The organism is Streptococcus macedonicus ACA-DC 198, from assembly GCA_000283635.1.
Taxonomy (GTDB): Bacteria; Bacillota; Bacilli; order Lactobacillales; family Streptococcaceae; genus Streptococcus; species Streptococcus macedonicus.
In genome coordinates this window covers 49,503-75,938 of sequence record HE613569.1, presented here as the reverse complement: position 1 = coordinate 75,938, position 26,436 = coordinate 49,503, and the positions used below count along the sequence as shown (strand labels likewise).

The window sequence follows — 26,436 nt, the reverse complement described above, 5'->3', positions numbered from 1 at the left end:
AACAAGACTTCCCAAACGTGCTTCCGTTTTTTCCTTAGAAAGGAGGTGATCCAGCCGCACCTTCCGATACGGCTACCTTGTTACGACTTCACCCCAATCATCTGTCCCACCTTAGGCGGCTGGCTCCTAAAAGGTTACCTCACCGACTTCGGGTGTTACAAACTCTCGTGGTGTGACGGGCGGTGTGTACAAGGCCCGGGAACGTATTCACCGCGGCGTGCTGATCCGCGATTACTAGCGATTCCGACTTCATGTAGGCGAGTTGCAGCCTACAATCCGAACTGAGATTGGCTTTAAGAGATTTGCTTGCCGTCACCGGCTTGCGACTCGTTGTACCAACCATTGTAGCACGTGTGTAGCCCAGGTCATAAGGGGCATGATGATTTGACGTCATCCCCACCTTCCTCCGGTTTATCACCGGCAGTCTCGCTAGAGTGCCCAACTGAATGATGGCAACTAACAATAGGGGTTGCGCTCGTTGCGGGACTTAACCCAACATCTCACGACACGAGCTGACGACAACCATGCACCACCTGTCACCGATGTTCCGAAGAAACTTTCTATCTCTAGAAATAGCATCGGGATGTCAAGACCTGGTAAGGTTCTTCGCGTTGCTTCGAATTAAACCACATGCTCCACCGCTTGTGCGGGCCCCCGTCAATTCCTTTGAGTTTCAACCTTGCGGTCGTACTCCCCAGGCGGAGTGCTTAATGCGTTAGCTGCGGCACTAAGCCCCGGAAAGGGCCTAACACCTAGCACTCATCGTTTACGGCGTGGACTACCAGGGTATCTAATCCTGTTTGCTCCCCACGCTTTCGAGCCTCAGCGTCAGTTACAGACCAGAGAGCCGCTTTCGCCACCGGTGTTCCTCCATATATCTACGCATTTCACCGCTACACATGGAATTCCACTCTCCCCTTCTGCACTCAAGTTTAACAGTTTCCAAAGCGAACAATGGTTAAGCCACTGCCTTTAACTTCAGACTTATTAAACCGCCTGCGCTCGCTTTACGCCCAATAAATCCGGACAACGCTCGGGACCTACGTATTACCGCGGCTGCTGGCACGTAGTTAGCCGTCCCTTTCTGGTAAGTTACCGTCACTGTGTGAACTTTCCACTCTCACACACGTTCTTCTCTTACAACAGAGCTTTACGATCCGAAAACCTTCTTCACTCACGCGGCGTTGCTCGGTCAGGGTTGCCCCCATTGCCGAAGATTCCCTACTGCTGCCTCCCGTAGGAGTCTGGGCCGTGTCTCAGTCCCAGTGTGGCCGATCACCCTCTCAGGTCGGCTATGTATCGTCGCCTTGGTAGGCCGTTACCCCACCAACTAGCTAATACAACGCAGGTCCATCTACTAGTGATGCAATTGCATCTTTTAAGTCTCTAACATGTGTTAAACACTATTATGCGGTATTAGCTATCGTTTCCAATAGTTATCCCCCACTAATAGGCAGGTTACCTACGCGTTACTCACCCGTTCGCAACTCTTCCAACTCTAGCAAGCTAAAGTCTTCAGCGTTCTACTTGCATGTATTAGGCACGCCGCCAGCGTTCGTCCTGAGCCAGGATCAAACTCTCATTTAATCTTGTTCTCATTCTGTCACTGACAGATTTATTTTCTTAACAGGTCGATTTCTCAACCCGCACGTTTGGTTCGTCTTGTTCAGTTTTCAAAGGTCTTTGTCTCTCGTGAGACAACTTCTATATTCTATCAAATCTGAAATAGCTTGTCAACCACTTTTTTAAAGTTTTTTCAATTCTGTTTCAAACCGATTTCTGCCGCCCTCTCGGACAACAACTATATTAGTGTATCATCTCAAGCTTACTTTGTCAAGAACTTTTTTAGCTTTTCTGTAAACCTGAAACCTGCTCTCTTGCGATAGCTTATCTAGTATACTAAACTTAGAAAAAACTGTCAACTATTTTTAAGAAATTTTCTGAGCCGCGTTGTAAAATGAAGTGTAACAAAAAAGACATGATCGTCTGATATACTAGAATTCCCCAACTCAGTATAGAAAGGCGATAAACATGTCCCAAACTCATTCTACCAAAAAGTCTCGTTATTCTCACTTATCACCCTCTGAGCGAGGTGAAATTAGTGCCTATTTGAAGATGGGGAAAAAGCCTGCTGAGATTGCCCGTCTATTAGGGCGAAATCGTTCGACAATTACCCGTGAGGTGCAAGCTACGCTAGATTACACACCACCTAAGTGTTGTCATTGCCAAGGAAAACGAATCAAATACGACTTTCAAAAGCCTTCTAAGATTCCTTTTATTGAGATTGGTGGACTTCCTGGTCTTATTCGCTTGAAGAAGAGAAGATTTCAATGCAAAGACTACCGTAAAGTGACGGTTTCGGAGACATCTCTTGTTCAGAAGAACTGTCAAATTTCTGAACTTGTGAAGCAGAAAATCGCTCAGCTCTTGCTTAAGCGAGAAGCTTTAACGCACATCGCCGAAAAACTTGCCATCTCGACCTCAACTGTGTATCGCAAGCTTAAGCAATTGCAGTTCAAGGATAACTTTTCAACCTTACCTGAAGTACTGTCTTGAGATGAATCCTCTTACCAAAAGGGAAAATTATACTTAGTTAAAATCAAAAATAGCTGAAGTCCAGTCTCTATGTACAATTGATTTAAGTTGAGCAGAAGATAAGGTTTCAATAACCTCTTTAAGTTTATCGATTACCTCATTTAAAGTCTTAAATACTTTATTCTTGAAACCAAGTTTATGAATCTCAGCCCAGACTTGCTCAATAGGATTCATTTCAGGTGTATAGAGTGGAATGAAAGTAAATTCAATATTCTTAGGAATATTGAACGTCTGAGATTTATGCCAGATGGCATTATCCATGACTAAAATAATATAATCTTCTGGATAAGCTACCGATAGCTGGCGTAGAAATTCATTCATCCAATCACTATTACATCCACCCGCTATGATGAAAAATGAGTCACCTGTATGGGCATCCACAGCTTCATAACAATAGCGGTACTCCCGAATATGGTGACTTGCTATGTGAGGACGATAACCTTTTGAAGACCAACATGAACCAAGTTTACTGATACGCCCAAAACCCGCCTCATCTTGATACATAAGGTGGATTTTTTGATATTGTTTCCCATCAATAAAACGCTTACTCACTCTCTCCTCGAATAAAGATTTTATTTTAGACGCTAAAATGGTTTTGGCGTCTGCTTTTTTCGGATATTGGGGACGGGGGCTAGCCTTACGCCAACCATGACGCTTCAGGAGAGCATAGAAACCTTCTCGGGTTGTCTTGTGCCCAACTCTCTCTTAATAGGCTTTAAAGAGAGAGTTAACGGTAAGGAATTCTCCATTCAAGGAAGAAGAGAGTTGCTCTTTAAGGAAAGCTTCTTCCTCCTCATGCATCATATATGAGCGGTGGCGACCACCACGATTTTCCTTTAATAGGCCCTCTAAGCCACCACTTAAATAGCGATTCAATAAGTTTCGGACTTTCTGATGGACAAAGCCTACTGATTTGGCTACTTTTTATTGCATTCAGAATAAAGAATGAGTGTCTGTATTTTCTATGATGCGGAGCATCATTTTTATTTTTAAGTACTTGCGTCAATTCTTCGACTTGTGTTTGGGTAAGTTCTTTTATCATAATACTATTATAACGCTATTTTTGATTTTTATTAAGTATTAGCTTTTATTGCTCAAGACTATAACACGAAGAAAATCATAACCATTCTTGATAACAGACGACAAACAACCATTCGCAATCACTTTTTCAAATACTCTAAAGAAGCTCGAGAAAGGGTGAAAATCGTTATTATGGACATGTCTAGCAACTATATGCCTCTGGTTAAGCTGCTTTTTCCTAACGCTAAAATCGTTCTTGACCGTTTTCATATTGTCCAACACATGAACAGAGCGCTAAAACAGGCTCGTATTCAAATGATGAAAGCATTTGAGAAGAAGCCTCTTGAATACCATATCCTTAAATATTACTGGAAACTCATTCAAAAGGATAGTCGAAAACTATCGCCTAATGCTTTTTATTCAAGGACTTTCAGAGAAACGTTAACGCCTAAAGAGTGTTTAGACAAAATTTTTAAACACGTTCCGCAACTTGAAAAATACTACAACCTTTATCAATTACTTCTTTTCCACTTACAAGAAAAGAACATTGAACAATTCTTTGGATTAATTCAGGAAGCTTTACCTCAACTTAATCAGCCTTTTAAAAATTGCACTAACAACCTTCAGTCGTTATCAGAAATACATCACTAATGCCATTAAGCTTCCCTATTCTAATGCCAAACTTGAAGCAACCAACAGGCTCATCAAAGATATTAAACGAAACGCTTTTGGTTACAGGAACTTTGACAACTTTAAAAAACGCATTTATCTTGCTTTGAACATCAAAAATGCGAGAACAAAAATCGTTCTCGCTAGAGCTTAATTTTGCCACCCACTACAGTTGACAAAGAGAAAAAGTAATTTAGTTTTTTCAAAAATTCTTTGAACTATTAAAAATAAGACTAAAAATTATTCTCGCTAGGGATTAAATTTGTCATCTACGACAATTAACAACGAGTCAAAGAAACTCAAAAACGCCTGCTTACGAAGTGTTTCTAATCTAGAGACATTTCGTAAACAAGCGTTACTAAAAACACCAATATGATGAGTGTTCCCGCTAGGAAAAATCCTAGCGGTAGACCAGAGCTAGACTAAGAACTTTTCAGTTCCATCATCATAACACTCAACAAAATTGATAAAAATTATACTAATTCAATGATTGCCATTGGAGCAGCGTCACCACGGCGAGGTTCTGTTTTAAGAATACGAGTGTATCCACCGTTGCGTTCTGCATAACGAGGTGCGATCTCATCGAAAAGTTTTTGAAGAGCTGTTTGTGAAGTGTATTTTTCAGTAGCTTCATCAAAGTTTTCAGATGCAATTTCATTACGTACGAAAGCAGCTGCTTGACGACGAGCATGAAGATCACCACGTTTACCTAAAGTAATCATTTTTTCAACTGTTTTACGGATTTCTTTAGCACGAGCTTCTGTTGTTACAATAGATTCGTTAATCAAAAGATCTGTTGTTAAATCACGAAGCATTGCTTTACGTTGTGAGCTAGTGCGTCCTAGTTTACGGTAAGCCATTTTATCCTCCTATATTATTTATCATTTTTGAGTCCGAGTCCAAGATCAGCAAGTTTAACTTTGACTTCTTCAAGGCTCTTACGACCAAGGTTACGGACTTTCATCATTTCGGGCTCAGTTTTTTCTGTCAAATCAAATACAGTATTGATACCTGCACGTTTAAGACAGTTGTATGAGCGAACTGACAAATCAAGATCTTCGATGGTACGGTCAAGCACTTTCTCATCGTTCACTTTCTCAGTTTCTTTCATTACATCAGTGCTTTTAGCCACTTCTGTAAGGTCAGTAAAGAGGTTCAAGTGTTCAATCAAGACACGAGCAGAAAGACCTAAAGCATCTTCAGGAATGATTGTGCCATTTGTCATGATTTCGATTGTTAATTTATCAAAGCCATCATTGCTACCTACACGAGCAGGTTCAACTTGATAATTAACTTTTTTCACTGGTGTGTAGATTGAATCTACAGCCAATGTTCCCACTGGAGCATCTTCTTTTTTATTACCTTCTGCTGAGACATAACCACGTTCTTTAGCAACAGTCATTGTAGCTTTCAAACTGTGTCCTTCAGCAATTGTAAAGAGATAGTGGTCGGGGTTGACGATTTCAACATCGCTATCTGTTAAAATATCTCCCGCAGTAACTTCTGCCGGACCTTCAACATCAAGTTCGATAATTTTTTCATCATCAACATAAGATTTCACTGCAAGTCCCTTAATATTAAGGATGATTTGCATAACATCTTCGCGTACACCTGGAATAGTGTCAAATTCGTGGAGTACTCCATCAATTTTAATTGATGTTACTGCCGCACCTGGGAGTGAAGACAAGAGTACACGACGAAGAGAATTACCTAGAGTTGTCCCATAGCCACGTTCAAGTGGTTCAATGACAAATCTGCCGTAATCTTTATTTTCATCAATTTTTGTTATTATTGGTTTTTCAAACTCAATCATTTATTATACTCCCTCGAAACGAATCTTGTGTACTATTAACAATTACGATTACACACGACGACGTTTTGGAGGACGAGCACCATTATGTGGTACAGGAGTAACGTCACGGATTGAAGTCACTTCAAGACCAGCCGCAGCAAGAGCACGAATAGCAGACTCACGACCTGAACCAGGACCTTTTACAGTAACTTCAACGGTTTTAAGACCATGTTCTTGTGCAGATTTTGCAGCAGCTTCAGCAGCCATTTGTGCAGCGAATGGAGTAGATTTACGAGAACCTTTGAATCCAAGAGCACCAGCTGATGACCAAGCAATTGCATTACCATGCACATCTGTAATCATAACAATAGTGTTATTAAATGTAGCGTGAATATGAGCAACACCAGATTCGATGTTCTTTTTCACACGACGTTTACGTGTTGGTTTAGCCAATTTTTTTACCTCCTATTTTATTTTTTCTTACCTGCAATCGCAACAGCTTTACCTTTACGAGTGCGAGCGTTATTTTTAGTGTTTTGTCCACGGACAGGAAGTCCACGACGGTGACGGATACCACGATATGAACCGATTTCCATCAAACGTTTGATGTTCAAGTTTACTTCACGACGAAGGTCACCTTCAACTTTAATTGCATCAACTTCACGACGGATAGCATCTTCTTGATCTGATGTTAAATCTTTAACACGGGTATCTTCTGAAACACCAGCTGCAGCTAAGATTTTCTTAGAAGTAGCAAGACCGATACCGTACACATAAGTAAGTGAAATTACTACACGTTTTTCATTTGGAATATCAACTCCAGCAATACGAGCCATTTTTTCTCCTTTCTATAATTATCCTTGACGTTGTTTGTGTTTTGGATTTGATGGACAAATTACCATAACACGACCGTTACGACGAATAACTTTACAGTATTCGCAAATTGGTTTGACTGATGGTTTTACCTTCATTTTTTAATCCCTCCAATTATTTCGATTATTTAAAGCGGTATGTGATGCGTCCACGTGTCAAATCATACGGACTCATTTCAACAGTAACACGGTCACCTACCAAAATACGAATGTAGTTTTTACGGATCTTTCCTGATACAGTTGCCAAGATTTGGTGTCCATTTTCTAACTCAACAGTAAACATTGCATTAGGCATCGTCTCAACAACTTTACCTTCAATTTCAATCACATCTTCTTTTGCCACGCAAAAGTACCCCCCTAAATTTCGATTTGATGTCCTCTGAGCACAGAGGTAACAATTATAAGCCAGACTAGCCTATTATATCATGTCTTTTCTACTTGTGCAAGTAGAAAATTCTTAAATTATTTTAATGATGAGATAGCTTTAACAATATCTGCAAAAACATCATCAATGTCTTGGTTACCTTGAATGTCAAAGACAATACCTGCTTTGCGGTAATGTTCAATGATTGGTGCACCTTGAGCGATATTAACATCAAGACGACGTTTTACAGTTTCAGGTTTATCATCCTCACGTTGGTAGAAGTCATCTTCATTGTAGTCACCAACTGGTGGATTGAATACTTTGTGGAAAGTTTCGCCAGTTTTACGGTTGATAATACGACCGCTTAAACGTTCAATAAGTGATTCTGGGTTAACTTCAATGTTAATCACACCATCTAATTTAAGATCCAAGTTGCTAAGTGTTTCATCTAAAGCGTGTGCTTGTTCAATAGTACGTGGATAGCCATCCAGCAAAAAGCCTTTTTCTGCGATGTCATCTTGTGCTAAACGTTCTTTAACGATACCGTTCGTAACTTCATCTGGTACAAGTTCGCCTTTGTCGATGAATGATTTTGCAAGGACACCCATTTCAGTTTTGTTTGCCATTGCAGCGCGGAACATATCTCCAGTAGAAATATGAACTACACCAAATTTTTCAACAATTTTTGCTGCTTGAGTTCCTTTACCAGCACCTGGTAAACCCATGATTAAAAGATTCATGATAGTCTCCTTATTTTGTTTTTAAATAAATTTAACACCGAAGTGCTAAACTTATTCAAAAACAAAATAGAAAGGTTGACTAAGTCAACCTATATTCTATTCTGCTGTGTTCATGAAACCAACATACTGTCTCTTCAAAAGATAGCCTTCAAGTTGTTTCATACCTTCAATACCTGTTGAAATCAAGATAAGTAAGCTTGTTCCTCCAAGAGCAATACTGCTAGATAGGTTCATTGCTTGTTGAGCGATAATTGGTGTTAATGAGATAAACGCCAAGAAAATTGAACCCACAGTAGCTAATTTCTTCAAGAGTGAAGACATGTACTCTTCTGTTTCACGTCCAGGTCGAACACTAGGAATATATGACGCACCTTTTTGTAAGTTTTCTGCTGTTTTTTCAGGATTAACTTGCACAAAAGTATAGAAGAATGAGAATAAAATAATTAGCACCGCGTAAACTACCATACCACTTGGTGTTTGGTAATTCAAGAATGATTCTAGAGTAGTTAACCAAGAAATGTCTTTTCCATTTGAAATCAACGGAATAATCGTACTTGGAATTGTTGTAATCGAGCTGGCAAAGATAACGGGAATGACGCCGGCTGGATTAATTTTTAAAGGAAGGTAAGAACTTGTAGGCGCACCTTGAACAAGTTTTGTATATTGAATTGGAATTTTGTATTCTGCTTGTTGGACAAAGGTTGTAAAGAATACAATTGCCAATACTGCCACAATCAACAAAGCTACAAAGATGTATGAAGATAATAAATCACTTGAACGTACATTCACAAAAAAATCTTCATAAATTGTTGAGATAGCTTTTGGAATCGATGAAATGATACCTGCAAAGATAATCATTGAGACACCATTACCAAAACCTTTGTCGGTGATTTGCTCACCAAGCCATGTCACAATCATACTACCTGTTGTTAACAAGGCACCAATGAGAAGATAAGTCTTTACATTTGGTGTTGATACCAATGAAATACTTGAAAGAGTATTAAATCCTGCTGTAATACCAATAGATTGAACGAAAGCTAGGACGAGTGAAATATAGCGCGTTGCTTGATTAAGCTTACGGCGTCCTATTTCACCTTGTTTACTCCATTCGACAAATTTAGGTAAGATATCCATTTGCAACAGTTGAACGATGATGGATGCTGTGATATATGGGCTAACACCCATAGAGAATACAGAGAAGTTACTCATAGCATTACCAGAAACAAGGTTCAACATATTTAAAAAGGGAACCTCCCCTAATTGTTCAAGACTTTTCGCATTGATACCTGGCACAGTAATATGCGTTCCAATGCGGAAAACCAAGATGATAAAAAGTGTAAAGAAAATTTTATTTCTAACATTTTTTACCTTTAGTGCATCTTTAAGTAATTTAAAGAACATACTAAGTCCTCCTCATTAGATGACTTCGATTGAACCACCTTTTGCAGTAATAGCTGCTTCAGCAGATTTTGAGAATTTAGCTGCTTTGACAGTCAATTTTTTAGTCAATTCGCCGTTACCAAGAACTTTAACACCTGATTTTTCAGCACGGATAATTCCAGATTCTTTAAGCACAACTGGAGTTACTTCAGTACCGTCTTCAAAGACGTTAAGTTGGTCAAGGTTTACAAGAGCGTATTCTTTAGTGTTGATATTCAAGAAACCACGTTTTGGCATACGACGGAACAATGGAGTTTGTCCACCTTCAAAACCAAGACGTACTTTACCACCGCTACGAGCTTTTTGACCTTTTTGACCACGTCCAGCTGTTTTACCATTACCAGATGAAGTACCACGACCTACACGGTTACGTACTTTACGAGAACCTTCTGCTGGTTTAAGTTCATGAAGTTTCATTATTAATTTTCTCCTTATTTGTAAAATGCTAGCGCCTCTATGAGGGAAAAGGACTCCCCATAGAAACTCGCCTATACTATATCTAGTTTAAGTCGCAAGAGATTTCTCCGCGACTTAAACCTAAAATTATTATGTTAATTATTTAACATTTTCAACAGTTACCAAGTGTGAAACTGCAGTAACCATTCCACGAATAGCTGGTGTATCTTCTTTAATAACTGAGCTATTCAATTTACCAAGTCCAAGAGCAGCAACTGTTTTGCGTTGTGCAGGAATGCGTCCGATTGGAGACTTAGTCAAAGTAATTTTAATTTGAGCCATTATTATCCCCTTTCTTAAGCTAAATCAGAAACTGAAATACCGCGAAGAGCAGCAACGTCTTCTGCACGTTTAAGCTGTTTCAAACCTTCAACAGTTGCACGAACGATGTTGATTGGAGTGTTTGAACCAAGTGATTTAGATGTAACATCTGCAACACCTGCCAATTCGATGACGGCACGTACAGCACCACCAGCAGCAACCCCAGCACCTTCTACAGCAGGTTTCAACAATACTTTAGCTCCACTGAATTCTGAACGAACTTCGTGAGGAATTGTTGTACCAACCATAGGTACTTCGATTAAGTTTTTCTTAGCGTCTTCAACAGCTTTACGAATAGCTTCTGGTACTTCTTGAGCTTTACCAGTACCAAAACCTACACGACCATTACGATCACCAACAACTACAAGAGCAGCAAAGCGGAGACGACGTCCACCTTTAACAACTTTTGTAACACGGTTGATAGCAACAACGCGTTCTTCAAGTTCAACTGCATTATCTTTAAATGCCATTATTAAGTGTCCTCCCTATTAGAATTTCAATCCGTTTTCACGAGCTGAGTCAGCCAAAGCTTTAACACGTCCGTGATAGAGATATCCACCGCGGTCAAACACCACTTCAGAAATACCTTTAGCTACTGCGCGTTCAGCAACAAGTTTACCGACAACAACGGCTTGTTCTGTTTTAGTTCCTTTAGAAACTTCTTTATCAAGAGTTGATGCACTTGCAAGCGTTACACCCGCTACGTCATCAATAACTTGAGCGTAGATGCCTGTATTAGAACGGAAAACGTTCAAACGTGGGCGATCAGCAGTTCCAGAGAGTTTACCGCGAACGCGACGGTGGCGTTTTTGGCGGATTTTATTTTTATCTGGTTTCGAAATCACAATTTTCACCTCTTAATTAATTGATTAATGTCAAAACGACACATTATAAACGATAGAACATAGGCTTTGCAAGAGTAAGTCTTGCAACAATTCCCACAATCTATTATTTACCAGTTTTACCTTCTTTACGACGTACGTATTCACCAACGTAACGGATACCTTTACCTTTGTAAGGTTCTGGAGCACGAAGACTACGGATGTAAGCTGCTGTTTGACCAACAACTTCTTTGTTGATACCGTTAACAACGATAGAAGTTGCAGATGGAACTTCAAATGAAATACCTTCTGGAGCTTCTACTTCGTCTTGGTGAGATTTACCTACAGAAAGTACAAGTTTTGAACCTTGAAGTTGAGCACGGTAACCAACCCCGCGCATTTCAAGTTCTTTTTTGAAACCTTCAGAAACACCAACAATCATGTTGTTCAAGTTAGCACGAGCTGTACCGTGGATTGTTTTCATTTCTTTTGAGTCGTTTGGACGGTGAAGTGAAACTTCAGTGCCTTCAACTTTGATTTCAATGTTTTTGTTAAACTCACGAGTGAGTTCGCCTTTAGGTCCTTTGACAGTTACTACGTTATTATTGTTAGTAACTTCTACACCAGCAGGCAAGTTGATAACTTTATTACCAATACGTGACATAGTTTTTATTTTCTCCTGTTAGATTGTCAAGCCGCATATGCGACGAGTTTTCACGGGGCGACTATTATACAGAACACCTGTATCTATAGTCCATTATTTTTAGTAAGAAACTTTTTCAATAAAAATTGAAAGGAAGTTTTATCTTACCAAATGTAAGCAATAACTTCTCCCCCAACGTTCTTTTGGCGAGCTTCTTTGTCAGTCAAAAGACCTTCTGATGTAGAGATGATTGCAATTCCAAGTCCGTTAAGAACTTTAGGAACATCTTCACGTTTTGCGTAAACACGAAGACCTGGTTTAGAGATACGTTTCAAGTTAGTGATAACACGTTCACCGTTTTGTCCGTATTTAAGGAATACACGGATGATACCTTGTTTGTCATCTTCGATAACTTCAACGTTTTTCACGAAACCTTCGCGTTTAAGAATTTCAGCAATTCCTTTTTTGATATTTGATGCAGGTACTTCAAGCACTTCGTGTTTTGCTTGGTTAGCATTACGAATGCGTGTCAAAAAGTCTGCAATTGGGTCAGTCATAACCATTATATATTTCTCCTCTTACTAGTAGTTTGAATATTTCACTTGCTAGTTAATGTCACCCGATTAGGCTGGTTGTATGCTTTTTGGATGAAAAGCTAATTTGAACTCGCCTTATGAAGTGTGCAAAATAGATAAATCGACTCGTTTGCAAGCAAACATCTTCGATTTCCTAATTTTGCTTTATTCACCACGGGCTTAGTATCATAATTTTACCAAGACGCTTTAGTAACGCCTGGGATTTGTCCTTTGTAAGCTAACTCACGGAAGCAAACACGGCAAAGTTTGAATTTGCGGTACACTGAATGTGGACGGCCACAACGTTCGCAACGAGTGTAAGCTTGCGTAGAGAATTTCGCAGGGCGATGATTCTTAGCAATCATAGATTTTTTAGCCAATTGATTTACCTCCTAAATTATTTTGCAAAAGGCATTCCAAGGCCTTTAAGCAATTCACGACCTTCTTCGTCAGTGTTAGCTGTAGTTACGATAACAATATCAAGACCACGTACTTTATCAACATCATCAAAGTTGATTTCTGGGAAGATCAATTGTTCTTTCACACCAAGTGTGTAGTTACCACGTCCGTCAAATGATTTTGTTGGAACACCGTGGAAGTCACGTACACGTGGAAGTGAAACAGTAACCAATTTATCTAAGAATTCGTACATACGTTCACCACGAAGGGTAACTTTTGCACCGATCGCTACACCTTCACGAAGACGGAAGCCAGCGATTGATTTCTTAGCTTTAGTAATCAATGGTTTTTGACCTGAAATAAGTGCCAATTCAGCAGCAGCTTTTTCAAGGTTTTTAGAATTATTTACAGCATCACCAACACCCATGTTAAGAACGATTTTCTCAACTTTTGGGACAGCCATAACTGAAGTGTAGTTGAATTTTTCAGTCAAAGCAGGAACGACTTCGTTAGTGTATTTTTCTTTTAAGCGATTTACCATTACTTATACTTTCTCCTTTCCTTCGTGATTAATCAAGCACTTCGCCTGATTTTTTGTTGTAACGAACTTTTTTGCCGTCTACAACTTTGTAACCAACACGTCCTGCTACACCATTTTTGTCAAGAACTTGTACGTTAGACACATGGATTGGGGCTTCTTTTTCTACGATAGCACCTTGAGGGTTTTCGTTGTTTGGCTTTTGATGTTTTTTAACAATAGCAACACCTTCGACAACAACTTTGTTGACTTTAGGAAGGGCTTTAAGAACTACAGCTTCAACGCCTTTGTCCTTACCAGCAATAACGCGAACTTTGTCGCCTTTTTTTACAAACATTTGGTTTTTCTCCTATTATTTCTTACGCCCTAATGGGCACCCTGCAAATGCAGGGGACTTAGTTTGTGTTTTTTATTGATTAAAGTACTTCTGGTGCAAGTGATACGATCTTCATGAAGCCACCTTCACGCAATTCACGTGAAACAGGGCCGAAGATACGCGTTCCGCGAGGAGTTTTGTCATCACGGATGATTACTGCAGCGTTGTCATCAAATTTGATGTATGAACCGTCTGGACGGCGTGCACCAGATTTAGTACGAACAACAACAGCTTTTACGACATCACCTTTTTTAACAGCTCCACCAGGAGTAGCTTGTTTTACAGAAGCAACGATTACGTCACCGATGTTAGCGAATTTACGTCCTGAACCACCAAGAACTTTGATAGTCAAGATCTCACGAGCACCGCTATTATCAGCAACTTTCAAGCGAGTTTCTTGTTGAATCATTTCAAATTTCTCCTTTTAGTTTGATTAGATAATAACAGCTTCTTCCACTACTTCTACAAGACGGAAGCGTTTTGTAGCTGAAAGTGGACGAGTTTCCATGATACGAACGATATCGCCTTCTTTAGCAACGTTGTTTTCATCATGTGCTTTGTATTTTTTAGAATAGTTGATACGTTTACCATAGACTGGGTGGTTACGCTTAGTTTCAACTACAACAGTGATTGTTTTATCCATTTTGTCAGATACTACACGTCCAACAAGGGTTTTACGTTGATTACGTTCCATTATTAGAATTTCTCCTTTCCCAATCTATTATTTCTTTTCAGATTGCACTGTTTTTACGCGTGCAATTTGTTTTTTAACTTCGTTCAAACAAGCAGTTTGATCAAGTTGACCTGCTGCAGCTTGGAAACGAAGATCGAAAAGTTCTTTCTTAAGTTCGTTTTCTTTCTTAGCAAGTTCTTCTTGAGAAAGACCACGAAGCTCTTTAACAAAATCTTTAATTTCTTGAAGTTTCATGATTTCTCCTTATTCTGCTTCACGTTTCACGAATTTAGTCTTAACTGGCAATTTGTGGCTAGCAAGACGAAGTGCTTCACGTGCAACTTCTTCAGATACACCAGCGATTTCAAACATCACTTTACCACGTTTAACGGGTGCTACCCAACCTTCAGGTGCCCCTTTACCAGAACCCATACGTACACCGATAGCTTTAGCAGTGTATGATTTATGTGGGAAGATTTTAATCCAAACTTTACCACCACGTTTCATGTAACGAGTCATTGCGATACGGGCAGCTTCGATTTGACGGTTTGTGATCCAGTGACTAGTAGTAGCTTGAAGACCGTATTCACCGAATGCGACTTCTTTACCACCTTTAGCTTCACCGCGCATTTTCCCACGGAATTCGCGACGGTGTTTAACACGTTTAGGTACTAACATTTGTTATTTGCCTCCTTTAGTGTTTTTACGAGCTGGAAGAACTTCACCACGGTAGATCCAAACTTTAACACCAAGTTTACCGTAAGTAGTGTCAGCTTCTTCCCAAGTGTAGTCGATATCTGCACGAAGTGTGTGAAGTGGAACAGTTCCTTCTGAATAACCTTCGCTACGAGCGATATCTGCACCGTTCAAACGACCAGATACTTGAGTTTTAATACCTTTAGCACCTGCACGCATTGTACGTTGGATAGCTTGTTTTTGAGCACGACGGAAAGCAACACGTTGTTCAAGTTGACGTGCAATGTTTTCACCAACAAGGTGTGCGTCCAAATCAGGTTGTTTGATTTCAACGATGTTGATGTGAACTTGTTTTCCAGTCAATTTATTAAGTTTAGCGCGAAGAGCGTCAACATTAGCTCCACCTTTACCGATAACCATACCTGGTTTAGCAGTGTAAAGTGAAACAATTACTTTATTTACAGCACGTTCGATTTCAATACGTGAAACTGAAGCGTCTGCCAATTCTGTTTGAATGAATTTGCGGATTGCAAGATCTTCATGAAGGTAATCCGCGTATTCTTTTTCAGCATACCATTTCGCATCCCAATCACGGATGATTCCGACACGCATACCAATTGGATGTACTTTTTGACCCACGATTTTACCTCCTTATTTTTCTGACACAACTACTGTGACGTGAGTTGTGCGTTTGTTGATTGGTGAAGCTGAACCTTTAGCACGTGGACGGAAACGTTTCATAGTTGGTCCTTCGTTTGCGAAAGTTTCAGATACTACCAAGTTAGCTTTTTCCAAACCAAAGTTGTTTTCTGCATTAGCGATAGCAGAGTTAAGAACTTTTTCAACTACGCGAGCTGCTTTGTTTGGAGTGAATTTCAAGATTGCGATTGCGTCAGCAACATTCTTACCACGGATAAGATCAAGTACAAGACGTGTTTTACGAGGTGAAACACGGACTGTACGAGCCATTGCTTTAGCTGAAGTAATTTCTGCCATTGTGTCCTCCTCCTATTAACGACGTGTTTTCTTATCGTCAGCTGCATGACCTTTGTAAGTACGAGTTGGTGCGAATTCACCAAGTTTGTGACCTACCATGTCTTCTTGGATGTAAACTGGTACGTGTTTACGTCCATCATAAACCGCGATTGTATAACCGATGAAACTTGGGAAAATCGTTGAACGACGTGACCAAGTTTTAATTACTTTTTTCTTTTCGTCATTTGCTTGAGCTTCAACTTTTTTCATCAAATGCTCATCGACGAAAGGTCCTTTTTTAAGACTACGTCCCATTTTGTAGTTTTCTCCTTTAAAATATAGTACCACAGCGGCCTGTGTGCAAAATGCACACTACCGAGCTGGCGGATAATTATTTACTAAGCGACTGAATTATTTATCGTTACGACGACGAACAATAAGTTTGTCAGATTTAGCTTTTTTGTTACGAGTTTTAAGACCAAGCGCAGGTTTACCCCAAGGAGTAGATGGCGCTTTACGTCCAACTGGTGCTTTACCTTCACCACCACCGTGTGGGTGATCATTAGGGTTCATTACAGAACCACGAACGGTAGGACGGATACCCATCCAACGGCTACGACCAGCTTTACCAAGGTTTACAAGTGATTGTTGTTCGTTACCAACTGTACCGATTGTAGCACGGCAAGTACCAAGAATCATACGAACTTCGCCTGATTGAAGACGAACAAGCACGTATTTACCTTCTTGACCAAGAACTTGTGCAGAAGCACCAGCAGCACGAATCAATTCAGCACCTTTACCTGGTTTAAGTTCGATATTGTGAATAACTGTACCAACAGGGATGTTAGCAAGCGGAAGAGCGTTACCAACTTTGATATCTGCATCTGGACCTGAAACGATACGTTGACCAACTTCAAGACCTTTAGGTGCAAGGATATAAGCTTTTACACCGTCAGTGTAATGTACAAGAGCGATGTTAGCTGTACGGTTTGGATCATACTCAATAGTTTTTACAACTGCTTCAACGCCATCTTTGTTACGTTTGAAGTCAATCAAACGGTAGTGACGTTTGTGACCGCCACCTTGGTGACGTACAGTGATGCGACCGTTGTTGTTACGACCAGCTTTGTTTTTAAGTGAAACAAGCAATGATTTCTCAGGAGTGCTTGTAGTGATTTCAGCAAAATCCAAAGAAGTCATATTACGACGACCATTTGTCGTTGGTTTATAAGCTTTAATACCCACGTTATTTCCTCCTTAGATTATTCAGCTTCAGCTGCAAACAACTCGATTGCTTTAGAATCAGCTGTAAGAGTGATGATAGCTTTTTTAGTTTTTGAAGTGAAACCAGTGTAACGACCAACACGTTTTGCTTTTGGTTTAACTGTTACAGTGTTCACGTTTGCAACTTTAACTCCATCAAAAGCAGCTTCAACAGCTTGTTTGATCAAAAGTTTGTGCGCACGAGAGTCAACTTCGAATGTATATTTACCTGCTTCGAGGCCGTACATTGATTTTTCAGTGATTACTGGTTTTTTGATTACGTCGTACAAATTCATTATGCAAGAACCTCCTCGATTGTAGAGATTGCTTCTTTAGTAACAAGAAGTTTGTCGCTGTTTACGATATCAAGAACACTTGCAGTTGTTGCAGTTGCAACTTTAACGTTTGGAAGGTTACGTGCAGAAAGAGCTGCAAATTCGTTTCCTTCTTCAAGGATTACAAGTACTTTTGAGTCAACGTTAAGAGCTGAAAGTACGTTTGCGAATTCAGCAGTTTTTGGAGCTGCAAATGAAAGGCTTTCTACAGCTACAAATTTATCTTCAGCAACTTTAGCTGAGTAAACTGATTTCAATGCAAGGCGACGAACTTTTTGTGGAAGTTTGTATCCGTATGAACGTGGAGTTGGTCCGAAGACTACACCACCACCACGCCATTGTGGTGAGCGGATAGAACCTTGACGAGCACGTCCAGTTCCTTTTTGACGCCATGGTTTACGACCACCACCAGATACTGCAGAGCGGTTTTTAACTGCATGAGTACCTTGGCGAAGGCTAGCGCGTTGGCTGATAACGACATCAAATACTACTGATTCGTTTGGTTCGATACCGAAGATAGCATCGTTCAACTCAACTGAGCTAACTTCTTTACCAGTTTGGTCAAATAGTTTTACGTTTGCCATTTTAACTGTTTTCTCCTTTCTTATTATTTAGCAGCCTTAACTGCTGATTTGATAGTGATAAGAGATTTCTTAGCACCTGGTACGTTACCTTTGATAAGAATAACGTTTTTCTCTGGGATAACTTGGACAACTTCAAGGTTTTGGATTGTCACACGGTTACCACCCATACGTCCTGCCAAGTGTTTGTTTTTGAAAACACGGTTAGGCGCAACAGGTCCCATAGAACCTGGACGACGATGATAACGAGAACCGTGAGCCATTGGCCCACGAGATTGACCGTGGCGTTTGATAACACCTTGGAAACCTTTACCTTTAGATGTACCAGTTACATCAACAACATCTCCAGCTTCAAATGTATCAACTGTGATTTCTTGACCAACTTCTAAGCCTTCAATGTTTTTGAATTCACGAATGAAGCGCTTAGGAGCTGTGTTAGCTTTTGCTACATGTCCTTTGGCAGGTTTGTTGCTCAATACTTCACGTTTGTCATCAAAACCAACTTGAACTGCTTCGTAACCGTCTGTTTCAACAGTTTTTACTTGAAGCACAACGTTTGGAGTTGCTTCGATGACAGTAACAGGAATAAATTCACCAGATTCAGTGAAGATTTGAGTCATTCCCACTTTTTTCCCTAAGATTCCTTTTGTCATGAGAGAATATTTCCTTTACTTTATTTATTTAAAAAGTTTTTAATGAGCGTTTTTTGTGCTCAATCATCAAATCCTTATTAGAGTTTGATTTCTACGTTAACACCACTTGGAAGATCCAATTTCATCAAAGCGTCAACTGTTTTTTGAGTTGGGTTGATGATATCGATCAAGCGTTTGTGAGTACGCATTTCAAATTGTTCGCGTGAATCTTTGTATTTGTGAGTCGCACGAATAACTGTATACAAGCTACGTTCAGTTGGAAGTGGAACTGGTCCAGCAACTGTTGCACTTGTACGTGTTGCAGTTTCAACAATTTTTTCTGCCGCTGTATCAAGTGTACGATGTTCGTATGCTTTCAAACGGATACGGATTTTTTTGTTTGCCATCTTTTTCTCCTTTTCGTCTATTTAAGATAATAGGCTAGCTCCTCAAGAAAACCAACACGCTTTTGCGTGGCAATGCAACCGAGCGTATCGCAACCTCTTGTATCATAGCTAAAGTTACTGTATTTACAGCACCAGTATATACTATCAGATTTGACAAGAGTTTGCAAGGTTTTTACCGTGTTTTTTAGCTTTTTTTCCAAGAAAATGTTTTCAGGTACTACTAACATTTTTAGTATTAACAAAAAAATCAGGCAATCACCTGATTTCTTACATATATAATTAGCAAAAAGCATTCTAATAGGAAGAAACTATCTTTGGAATAAAAAGATGTTATTTATTTCCTGATTCGAGAATTAATTTTTTGAGGATAGGACCCAATAAAAAGATTTGAATTGAAAACGCTATTGGAAAATTAAACGTTAGCGTAGTTAAAACCGTTGGAATGAATTTTCCCCATGGATGCTTAAATAAAATAGACGAAACAACCGCCATACTTGGACACATCACACAGACTGTGCAAATTCTTCGTATCGTTGGTCGCATGAACGCAGGAATTTCTTCAGGATTTGCCAGCATTGACATCAAGCAAACTGCAATTGGTCAACCGAAGAATTCTTGAATGAGAAAACGATGATTGTAATCCACCACACTTCTTTCAATACGTCCAAAACTAAACCATAATTGGCACCGCCGTTATTAAGTGATAAATTGTAATATTCCATGCAAAAACTCATAGCAAATGCCATTGATAAAGAAAAGACAAATTCTCTTGTTTTACTTACTTTCATTTCTTCCCTCCTCATAACTTATATTACCTAAAAATAAAATCGGAAACAATTCTGTTTTTAGAGTAACCTATTCCTAAAATGAATAATTTTAAACAATAAAGGAGTGGGCAAAACCACTCCTTTATCGTTGAACAAATTCTAAAAAGCGACTGGCTGCTTTTGATAACAGGGCACTTTTCTTATAACAAATGACAATTTCTGTCTCGATATGCGCAAGAACAGGCACTAGTTTCACCAGATTTCGCGTATTGATATAGGAAATAGGTTTTGCCATTAATAACGAAATGCCCATTCCTTTACTAACAAGGTCGATAATATTTTCAGCACGCTTTCCCGTATAAGCAATTGACGGCGTAAAGCCAGCTTGACGACAAGCTTGAAGTGAAATGTCATGCATGACAGAATGAGGAGGTAAGAATAAAAATTCTTCATTTTTCAATTCCGACAAGTCAATCAGATCTTAGTTAACCAAGGGGTGATCATTTGGTAACACCGCAACCAAATAATCCGTCGTGAAATTGATTACTGCAAAATCATCCAAATCCTCTGTAACTTCTTTTTGACCTGACAATCGACGAATAAAAATCAAATCACAGTCATCATTTCAAAGTTTCTGTTTAAGTTGCTCAGTCTCACCTTCAATAATGCTCAGATTAATTTTTACATTCGCCTTTTTAAAATCAATGAGCATATCTGTGATGCCATAAGGAGCCATAATTGGAATTGAGCCGATTGTCAAATTTTGCTCTTTAGCTTCCTTGAGATTAATAAGCGCCGTATTACATTGGTGCTGGACATCAATTAGCTGTTGAGCGTATTTGAGAAATACTTTTCCTGCTTCATTGAGTTTAACTTGACGTGTCGTTCAGTCAAATAGAGTTGTTCCAAGTTCAACTTCCAAAGATTTTATATGTTTTGACAAGCTAGATTGCGAAATGAATAAATTCTCCGCCGCTTCTAGATAATTTTCTGCCTTTGTTAAGGCAATAAATTCTTTCACATGATTCAGTTCCATAGCGTTACTTCCTGAAGTAAGTTCTTTATTTTAGCATAACAAAAATCACAAAACTTTTCTAATGATTATTTTTTCAAATTAGGTTGTGTCTTATCGCGTAAGCAATTGCATGAGCTCGATTATTGACTTGAAAAATCTCATAAAGTTCCGTTAGATAGTTTTTTACCGTGCGGTCAGTAACAAATAGCTGAGCTGCAATTTCTTTATTGGTCAATCCCTCAGCTACCATTTGCAACAACTGCTTCTGCTGCTCTGTATTCGTTGGTACATTTTCTTCGTTTTGTCTATGTTGAAAACTAGCCGTCAAAACTTCTGAACTTATGGCGATATAGCTATCATCTGCTAATAACTTTTGAATATGATTAACAATGTCAGTCGGGTCTTCGTCTTTTAATAGGTAGCCTCGTACCCCTTTTTGAATAAAGTGCTGAGCAAATTCACCGTCGATTTCCGTAGAAAAGATAAGAACATTCGACAACATTGGCAACTTTTCTAGTAACTTTTTACCACTCATTTCTGGCATTTGCAAATCAACTAAGATAAGGTCTGGTTGCCTAGTAAGCGCAGCTAATTTTTCCAAAGCCTCCTGACCATTTGAAGCTGTGGCAACCACTGTCAAATCATCTGCTATTTCAATAATATTAGCCAAACCTTCTCTGACAATCGGATGATCATCTACAATCGTAATGTGCTTCACTAGATTACCTCCAATTCAATCGTTACAACCGTTCCTGTACTTTTGCTACTGTTAATGTTCGCTTGACCGTTATACTGCGCTGCTCATTCTTTCATGTCAAGTAAGCCAAAATGTTGATTATTTTGTGCTAGCAACCGCATAAGCTTACCAAAATTGATAACGTGAATTTGCAACATTTTTACCTCTTTCTTGACGTCAACTTTTGCTTGGTCAATCTCATCAGGCATAGCCAGTTGAGTATTGAGATGATAATTTTCTTGCAAATTGGTCAACCGTTTTTGTAATTCTTCTCGCAACTGCAACGTTAGATTTTCTCTTTTTTCTTGACGATAATCAGCAATCGTTTGACGTGCCTCACTAATGGATTCTTTGGTGAAATGTTGTGTTTTTTCCAAAGTTTGTGCCAATTTTTGATAATCTTCATTGTCTAGGAGAACTTCCATTGCCGATAGGTGCATATTAAAGCCAATCAAATCTTGAGTCAAGCTATCGTGTAAATCACGCGCCAGCGTTTGTTTGACTGCCTTAGTTGTCACTTCCTCTACTTGTGCATAAGCTTGATTGAGTTCCTCATTAACTTCCTGAAGATATTGCGCTTGAAAAGCTTGACGATAAATCATTTGATAATAATAAATGGAAAGTAGTGCAATCATAGCCACAGCTTCAGCTAACAAGATAAAATTGAAAAAATCTAAACCATCTTGCAATAAGCCAAAGCCAAGAACACAGAGACCGTACAAAGCTGTCATTACAAAATAACGTTTAGGATACTGGTAGGTAATTTCTTCAACAATGCAAATAGGCATGAATCCAACCAGTAAAGCAAGACTAGATAGATTGTCAAATAAAAATGCCAACCAAAAAATCAGCAAGACTTGCACAGCTAATCCGAGATACAAATATTTCGTTGACACCAAACGATTAGAAAAATAAAGCAATAGTACTTCACTAACTAGGGCTGCATTTGACATAACATCTGTTTGAAAAAAGTAGCCATAATTTAAATATTGGACAAAAAGATAAAGGAAAACTAGTCAACCTATCAAAAGCCATTTACCTGATTTTAAAAATTGATATTTGCCACTTTCTTCTATTTTATTTGTTTTCATACCTATTACCTAAAAAAGCTGAGATTATCTCAGCTCAATCTCTCTGTTCAATTTTAACATTTGGGAAAAATTTATCCAACTATTTAGGCAGATACCAATTGGCTTTACCAAAGACGGCAAGCATTGCTGGAACCAAAATCATTCGAACAATGAGGGTATCAAAAAAGATTCCCAACGTCAACGCTAAGCCCATTGATTTAACTGTACTGTCTGCTGCAAAGAAAAAGCCCATAAACATAAAGACTGATGCCATAATCAAAATAGCTGCAAAGATAGCTTTCCCATTGTCTTTCATTCCCTCAAGCAAGGCTTTTTGAGTGTCTCCTGTTTCATCATATACTTCTTTCATCCGACTGATAAGAAAAACCTCGTAATCCATTGCCAAACCAAACATAATTCCGATAGCTAAAACTGGTAAGAAATTCAAAATAGCACTCAGACCAGCAAGTCCAATCAGATCATCAAAATGTCCTTCTTGGACAATAAAGACCAAGGCACCCAAAGTCGCAAGTAATGAAAGAACAAAACCACTTACCGCAACAAATGGAATCAACAACGAACGGAAGATAAGCAATGAAAGAACAAAGGCAAATGCTACGATATTTAAAGCAAATTTTGGAAGAGCTACCAGCAAAGCACCTGACATATCAATATTAATAGCTGTTGAACCTGTAACCAACAACGTTGGGTTGCCATTTTTATTTGATTTCGCACGGATAGCTTTTACTAAATTCTTAGTAGCTACTGCATTTCCGTCTATTTTCGGAATCAACGTAATCATGTAATATTGTCCAGATTTACCATTACCAATCATTGGTGGGATCACGCGTTCTACGTTAGCTGTATTTTGCAATTCTGTGGCTACATCCTGCGCTGTTTCACTGTCACCAGTTTTAACTAAAACAACCAAGGTTGCCGCATGCCCTGCACCATAACCTTCTGTCATAATATCATAAGCACGGCGTTCCATTGTTTTGGTGCTCTTGTCAGCATCCGTTGGTAACCCGAGATTCATATTACGCGCTGGTAATGCAACGACAATTAAGCCAAGTAGCACCATTCCTGATAACAACAATTTAAATTTGTTAACAAATTTTCCCCAACCATAGTCACGTTTCAATCGTCCAAAACGAGCTAATACACGATTTTGCTTTTCTCCTGTTGCAATTTTTCCCAAAAGAACAATCACCGCTGGAATAATAGTCGAAGCTGTCAACATTGCTCCAAGAACAGACAAAGCACCAGCAAATCCCATTACAGATAAGAAGCTAATACCAAGTGTTGACATAGCAAGTAAAGCAACTATAACAGTCGTACCTGCAAAAATAACGGCTTTCCCTGCTGTCGTCATTGACTTAGCCAACGACTCTTCACGACTATGTCCTTTTTTAATTTCTTGTCTGTAACGCGAAATAATAAAGAAAGCATAATCAATTCCCACAGCTAAGCCAATCATACCACTAAGCGATAAATCAGATGTTGTGAACTCAATCCAATTTGACAAAATAACCACACCAAGCACACTGATTCCCAAACAAATAAGTGCAGAAAGAATCGGCATTCCTGCCATGATAACCGATGCAAAAGTAATGGCTAGAATGATAATAGCCGCTAAAAGACCATAGATTTCTGATTTTTCACCAGTATCCATTTCACTAATTGTCAAATCGCCTGTTAGTTCCGTTTCAATTCCTGCATCTTTGGTAATTTTAGTCGCCTTGACCAAATGATTAATCGATGACTGCTTAACATCTTCTTTTGCTTTTTTGAAAGTAACTGTTGCATATCCGATAGTATTATTCTTAGTCAAATTTTGTTGTTGCTCTGGTAGAATAACCATCTCAACAGCATCATCAGCCATTTCTTCTTTAACAAAATCCGCCATAGCTTGCTGTGCCGTCTCATCTGTTAACGAACCCGAAGTTGCTTTAAAGACGACTTTCTCACTCGCACCTTTTGAAGCAAGACCAGCAAAATCTTTTTCAACAATATTGAGGGGTGTTTGCGATTCTGTCCCTTTCATATCAAGCCCTGTTGATGAAAAATGCACGCCTGTTAACCCAGCAATTCCACCAAGAGATTCCTCCCAATAACAGCATAACCAAAGCAATTGTCAGTTGGGCATGCCTAAAAATCCAATAACTTAATTTATGTAGTAATTTTCCCATAGACAGTCTCCTTTTCTAATAAGCTCATCTTAACAAATCCTTACTTAGAAGATAATAGACTTTAGGGATAATTTTCACTTCCCTTTTGGGAAAAAATAACAAAAAAATCAGGAAAACCTGATTTTTCAAATCATCATTGTCAATTGCTTCATATATTTCTTGTAAAGAGAATATAGGAAAAGCCAACGGAAAATATTATCCGCCAATGTTGCCAGCCAAACACCTGTCAAACCAAGGTTTAGGCTAACTCCCAACACGTACCCTGAAATAATTCGAATGACCCACATTCCAAATGTTGTGGCGTAAAATGGAAGTTTTGCATTGCCCAAGCCTTGCCACGCTGCTGTGTAAATAAGTGTTCCTGCTGTCGCTGGACCGCCAACAAAAGAATAAAACAACACAACAAGGCTAGCTGTTAGCGCTGTTTGATTGGTCGTGAAAAGATAAGTCAAATGTCTACCAAATACGTAAACCAAAGCACCGACACAAAGCATCACAATCGTCGAAATCAAATACGAATCACGTACCAGCTGTTTAATATCCTTGGTATTTTTTTGTCCAAGACTATGTGCAATAAGAATAACAGTTGCTGTCGCAACACCCATTCCTGGCATATAATTAAACTGCGTCAAGGTTTCCCCAATGGCATTTCCTGCAACGACTTCCGTACCAAATTTGACAATAATCGCAACGATAACCACATCACCAGCACGCATCATTAGACGTTCACCAGTCGCAGGCAAGGCTATTTTCAACAAATCACTATTCAAATGCCATTTTATCGTTTTTAAAATATTGCCCATCGGCAATTGACTTGCTAACAACAACGTACCGATAAGACGTGACAAGACCGTTGAGCAAGCAACACCAGCAATACCCCAGCGAAAAACAAAAACAGATACCGCAGAAAAAATCGCATTTAAAACATTGCTCAATAGACTAACATACATTGGTAACTGTGGTTTGCCTAAAGCACGCAAAAACGCGCTCAGCGTTGTCATCAAACCAAGACTAACAATCAAACCACCAACAATCGCCAAATACAGACCACCTGCTTGTGTGACTGTTGTTTCTGTTCCTAGCCAATGAAGAATTGTTTTTCCAAAAAGCAAGGAAAAAAGCCCTAGAACTAAACTGAGACCTAGTGTTACCAAAATCGCCTCAGACTGATATTGCACCGTCTTTTCATTATTTTTTTCACCACGACTTTTAGCTACCAGACTTGAAACCGCAGCTCCGAGAGCAATAAAAATAGCTTGATAAATTGTAATAATATTATTAGCAACAGAGACACCTGAAACGGCAATCAACCCAACCTGAGCAACAAGGTAGTTGTCAACCACTCCCATCAGCATCTGCAGCAAATTTTCCATCATAGCAGGAAAAGCCAAGTAAATAATTTTCTTTGTTTGTTTCATACCCTTATCGTAACAGAAAGAAAAGCTGAGAACCAGCCTCAGCTTCTACTCTTATAAA

General features: G+C 39.2%; 38 protein-coding genes, 1 rRNA gene and 3 pseudogenes. 2 read left to right on the top strand and 40 right to left on the bottom strand.

Annotated elements, in window-relative coordinates:
* Positions 1–38 precede the first annotated feature (38 nt).
* Positions 39–1,587: ribosomal RNA gene (locus SMA_RS00500) — 16S ribosomal RNA — on the bottom strand.
* 444 nt (positions 1,588–2,031) lie between these two features.
* Here SMA_RS00500 and SMA_RS00495 point away from each other — a divergent pair.
* Positions 2,032–2,553, top strand: a pseudogene (locus tag SMA_RS00495) (ISL3 family transposase); the annotation flags it as partial.
* Between the two features lie 36 nt (positions 2,554–2,589).
* Here SMA_RS00495 and SMA_RS10710 read toward each other — a convergent pair.
* A pseudogene (locus tag SMA_RS10710) lies at positions 2,590–3,637 on the bottom strand (IS630 family transposase).
* 38 nt (positions 3,638–3,675) lie between these two features.
* Between SMA_RS10710 and SMA_RS10705 the strand changes: the two are divergent.
* Positions 3,676–4,438, top strand: a pseudogene (locus tag SMA_RS10705) (ISL3 family transposase); the annotation flags it as partial.
* Between the two features lie 319 nt (positions 4,439–4,757).
* On the opposite strand, the gene rplQ reads toward SMA_RS10705, so the two are convergent.
* The 38 genes from rplQ to SMA_RS00305 form a co-directional block, all read right to left on the bottom strand.
* Positions 4,758–5,144: a 50S ribosomal protein L17 gene (rplQ, locus tag SMA_RS00475; protein WP_003062890.1), complete on the bottom strand. Its 387-nt coding sequence runs from the start codon at positions 5,142–5,144 to the stop codon at positions 4,758–4,760.
* A gap of 14 nt (positions 5,145–5,158) precedes the next feature.
* On the bottom strand, positions 5,159–6,097 hold the full coding sequence (locus tag SMA_RS00470; RefSeq protein ID WP_014293750.1) for a DNA-directed RNA polymerase subunit alpha: 939 nt from the start codon (positions 6,095–6,097) through the stop codon (positions 5,159–5,161).
* A 48-nt stretch (positions 6,098–6,145) separates the two neighbouring features.
* Positions 6,146–6,529, bottom strand: coding sequence for a 30S ribosomal protein S11 (rpsK, locus tag SMA_RS00465; RefSeq protein ID WP_003062885.1), 384 nt, complete (start codon positions 6,527–6,529; stop codon positions 6,146–6,148).
* A gap of 17 nt (positions 6,530–6,546) precedes the next feature.
* On the bottom strand, positions 6,547–6,912 hold the full coding sequence (gene rpsM / locus SMA_RS00460) for a 30S ribosomal protein S13 (protein WP_014293749.1): 366 nt from the start codon (positions 6,910–6,912) through the stop codon (positions 6,547–6,549).
* Positions 6,913–6,930: 18 nt separating this feature from the next.
* Positions 6,931–7,047, bottom strand: coding sequence for a 50S ribosomal protein L36 (gene rpmJ / locus SMA_RS00455; RefSeq protein ID WP_014293748.1), 117 nt, complete (start codon positions 7,045–7,047; stop codon positions 6,931–6,933).
* A 25-nt stretch (positions 7,048–7,072) separates the two neighbouring features.
* On the bottom strand, positions 7,073–7,291 hold the full coding sequence (gene infA, locus SMA_RS00450; protein ID WP_001040189.1) for a translation initiation factor IF-1: 219 nt from the start codon (positions 7,289–7,291) through the stop codon (positions 7,073–7,075).
* 119 nt (positions 7,292–7,410) lie between these two features.
* Entirely contained in the window at positions 7,411–8,052 is a 642-nt protein-coding gene (locus SMA_RS00445) for an adenylate kinase (protein WP_014293747.1), read from the bottom strand.
* A 96-nt stretch (positions 8,053–8,148) separates the two neighbouring features.
* Positions 8,149–9,453: a preprotein translocase subunit SecY gene (gene secY, locus SMA_RS00440; RefSeq protein WP_014293746.1), complete on the bottom strand. Its 1,305-nt coding sequence runs from the start codon at positions 9,451–9,453 to the stop codon at positions 8,149–8,151.
* Between the two features lie 15 nt (positions 9,454–9,468).
* A complete protein-coding gene (gene rplO / locus SMA_RS00435; protein ID WP_014293745.1) occupies positions 9,469–9,909 on the bottom strand; it encodes a 50S ribosomal protein L15 in 441 nt (146 codons plus the stop codon).
* A 138-nt stretch (positions 9,910–10,047) separates the two neighbouring features.
* Positions 10,048–10,230, bottom strand: coding sequence for a 50S ribosomal protein L30 (gene rpmD / locus SMA_RS00430; RefSeq protein WP_014293744.1), 183 nt, complete (start codon positions 10,228–10,230; stop codon positions 10,048–10,050).
* Between the two features lie 14 nt (positions 10,231–10,244).
* The gene (gene rpsE, locus SMA_RS00425; RefSeq protein ID WP_014293743.1) at positions 10,245–10,739 is read right to left on the bottom strand and encodes a 30S ribosomal protein S5; all 495 of its coding nucleotides are present in this window, start codon (positions 10,737–10,739) and stop codon (positions 10,245–10,247) included.
* A gap of 18 nt (positions 10,740–10,757) precedes the next feature.
* Positions 10,758–11,114 carry a 50S ribosomal protein L18 gene (gene rplR, locus SMA_RS00420; RefSeq protein ID WP_003001342.1) on the bottom strand — a complete coding sequence of 119 codons (357 nt, stop codon included), beginning with the start codon at positions 11,112–11,114 and terminating at the stop codon, positions 10,758–10,760.
* Positions 11,115–11,217: 103 nt separating this feature from the next.
* The gene (gene rplF, locus SMA_RS00415) at positions 11,218–11,754 is read right to left on the bottom strand and encodes a 50S ribosomal protein L6 (RefSeq protein ID WP_014293742.1); all 537 of its coding nucleotides are present in this window, start codon (positions 11,752–11,754) and stop codon (positions 11,218–11,220) included.
* Between the two features lie 143 nt (positions 11,755–11,897).
* Positions 11,898–12,296 (bottom strand): 30S ribosomal protein S8, encoded by a 399-nt coding sequence (gene rpsH / locus SMA_RS00410; protein WP_014293741.1) that lies wholly within the window; start codon positions 12,294–12,296, stop codon positions 11,898–11,900.
* Between the two features lie 206 nt (positions 12,297–12,502).
* Positions 12,503–12,688 (bottom strand): type Z 30S ribosomal protein S14, encoded by a 186-nt coding sequence (locus SMA_RS00405; RefSeq protein ID WP_003062863.1) that lies wholly within the window; start codon positions 12,686–12,688, stop codon positions 12,503–12,505.
* A 17-nt stretch (positions 12,689–12,705) separates the two neighbouring features.
* Positions 12,706–13,248 carry a 50S ribosomal protein L5 gene (rplE, locus tag SMA_RS00400; protein ID WP_003062861.1) on the bottom strand — a complete coding sequence of 181 codons (543 nt, stop codon included), beginning with the start codon at positions 13,246–13,248 and terminating at the stop codon, positions 12,706–12,708.
* A 28-nt stretch (positions 13,249–13,276) separates the two neighbouring features.
* Positions 13,277–13,582 (bottom strand): 50S ribosomal protein L24, encoded by a 306-nt coding sequence (rplX, locus tag SMA_RS00395; protein WP_003062858.1) that lies wholly within the window; start codon positions 13,580–13,582, stop codon positions 13,277–13,279.
* Positions 13,583–13,661: 79 nt separating this feature from the next.
* Entirely contained in the window at positions 13,662–14,030 is a 369-nt protein-coding gene (rplN, locus tag SMA_RS00390) for a 50S ribosomal protein L14 (RefSeq protein ID WP_014293740.1), read from the bottom strand.
* Between the two features lie 24 nt (positions 14,031–14,054).
* Positions 14,055–14,315 carry a 30S ribosomal protein S17 gene (gene rpsQ, locus SMA_RS00385; RefSeq protein WP_002885836.1) on the bottom strand — a complete coding sequence of 87 codons (261 nt, stop codon included), beginning with the start codon at positions 14,313–14,315 and terminating at the stop codon, positions 14,055–14,057.
* Between the two features lie 27 nt (positions 14,316–14,342).
* On the bottom strand, positions 14,343–14,549 hold the full coding sequence (rpmC, locus tag SMA_RS00380) for a 50S ribosomal protein L29 (RefSeq protein ID WP_014293739.1): 207 nt from the start codon (positions 14,547–14,549) through the stop codon (positions 14,343–14,345).
* A gap of 9 nt (positions 14,550–14,558) precedes the next feature.
* Positions 14,559–14,972 carry a 50S ribosomal protein L16 gene (gene rplP / locus SMA_RS00375; RefSeq protein ID WP_003062852.1) on the bottom strand — a complete coding sequence of 138 codons (414 nt, stop codon included), beginning with the start codon at positions 14,970–14,972 and terminating at the stop codon, positions 14,559–14,561.
* A gap of 3 nt (positions 14,973–14,975) precedes the next feature.
* Positions 14,976–15,629, bottom strand: a complete 654-nt coding sequence (gene rpsC, locus SMA_RS00370) for a 30S ribosomal protein S3 (RefSeq protein ID WP_014293738.1) — start codon at positions 15,627–15,629, stop codon at positions 14,976–14,978.
* A gap of 12 nt (positions 15,630–15,641) precedes the next feature.
* Positions 15,642–15,986 (bottom strand): 50S ribosomal protein L22, encoded by a 345-nt coding sequence (rplV, locus tag SMA_RS00365; protein ID WP_003062848.1) that lies wholly within the window; start codon positions 15,984–15,986, stop codon positions 15,642–15,644.
* 15 nt (positions 15,987–16,001) lie between these two features.
* Positions 16,002–16,280 carry a 30S ribosomal protein S19 gene (gene rpsS / locus SMA_RS00360; protein WP_000533765.1) on the bottom strand — a complete coding sequence of 93 codons (279 nt, stop codon included), beginning with the start codon at positions 16,278–16,280 and terminating at the stop codon, positions 16,002–16,004.
* A gap of 96 nt (positions 16,281–16,376) precedes the next feature.
* On the bottom strand, positions 16,377–17,210 hold the full coding sequence (rplB, locus tag SMA_RS00355) for a 50S ribosomal protein L2 (protein WP_014293737.1): 834 nt from the start codon (positions 17,208–17,210) through the stop codon (positions 16,377–16,379).
* A gap of 17 nt (positions 17,211–17,227) precedes the next feature.
* On the bottom strand, positions 17,228–17,524 hold the full coding sequence (locus SMA_RS00350; RefSeq protein WP_014293736.1) for a 50S ribosomal protein L23: 297 nt from the start codon (positions 17,522–17,524) through the stop codon (positions 17,228–17,230).
* Positions 17,524–18,147, bottom strand: coding sequence for a 50S ribosomal protein L4 (rplD, locus tag SMA_RS00345; RefSeq protein ID WP_006531321.1), 624 nt, complete (start codon positions 18,145–18,147; stop codon positions 17,524–17,526). Before rplD ends, SMA_RS00350 begins: the two co-directional genes overlap by 1 nt.
* A gap of 23 nt (positions 18,148–18,170) precedes the next feature.
* Entirely contained in the window at positions 18,171–18,797 is a 627-nt protein-coding gene (gene rplC, locus SMA_RS00340) for a 50S ribosomal protein L3 (RefSeq protein WP_006531320.1), read from the bottom strand.
* Between the two features lie 77 nt (positions 18,798–18,874).
* A complete protein-coding gene (gene rpsJ / locus SMA_RS00335) occupies positions 18,875–19,183 on the bottom strand; it encodes a 30S ribosomal protein S10 (protein ID WP_014293735.1) in 309 nt (102 codons plus the stop codon).
* Between the two features lie 581 nt (positions 19,184–19,764).
* Entirely contained in the window at positions 19,765–19,971 is a 207-nt protein-coding gene (locus SMA_RS11760; protein WP_223246212.1) for a DUF2798 domain-containing protein, read from the bottom strand.
* A 121-nt stretch (positions 19,972–20,092) separates the two neighbouring features.
* On the bottom strand, positions 20,093–20,419 hold the full coding sequence (locus SMA_RS11755; RefSeq protein WP_257235393.1) for a LysR family transcriptional regulator substrate-binding protein: 327 nt from the start codon (positions 20,417–20,419) through the stop codon (positions 20,093–20,095).
* A gap of 12 nt (positions 20,420–20,431) precedes the next feature.
* Entirely contained in the window at positions 20,432–20,560 is a 129-nt protein-coding gene (locus SMA_RS11750; RefSeq protein WP_257235392.1) for a hypothetical protein, read from the bottom strand.
* Between the two features lie 15 nt (positions 20,561–20,575).
* Positions 20,576–20,710: a type 2 periplasmic-binding domain-containing protein gene (locus tag SMA_RS11745; protein ID WP_257235391.1), complete on the bottom strand. Its 135-nt coding sequence runs from the start codon at positions 20,708–20,710 to the stop codon at positions 20,576–20,578.
* A 126-nt stretch (positions 20,711–20,836) separates the two neighbouring features.
* Positions 20,837–20,986, bottom strand: a complete 150-nt coding sequence (locus SMA_RS11740; protein WP_223246211.1) for a LysR family transcriptional regulator — start codon at positions 20,984–20,986, stop codon at positions 20,837–20,839.
* A gap of 73 nt (positions 20,987–21,059) precedes the next feature.
* Positions 21,060–21,683, bottom strand: a complete 624-nt coding sequence (locus SMA_RS00320; RefSeq protein WP_014293733.1) for a response regulator transcription factor — start codon at positions 21,681–21,683, stop codon at positions 21,060–21,062.
* Positions 21,684–21,766: 83 nt separating this feature from the next.
* Positions 21,767–22,654 (bottom strand): histidine kinase, encoded by an 888-nt coding sequence (locus SMA_RS00315; RefSeq protein ID WP_230937544.1) that lies wholly within the window; start codon positions 22,652–22,654, stop codon positions 21,767–21,769.
* A 217-nt stretch (positions 22,655–22,871) separates the two neighbouring features.
* Positions 22,872–24,902, bottom strand: a complete 2,031-nt coding sequence (locus SMA_RS00310; RefSeq protein WP_014293732.1) for an MMPL family transporter — start codon at positions 24,900–24,902, stop codon at positions 22,872–22,874.
* 183 nt (positions 24,903–25,085) lie between these two features.
* Positions 25,086–26,378, bottom strand: coding sequence for an MATE family efflux transporter (locus SMA_RS00305; RefSeq protein WP_014293731.1), 1,293 nt, complete (start codon positions 26,376–26,378; stop codon positions 25,086–25,088).
* Positions 26,379–26,436: the final 58 nt, after the last annotated feature.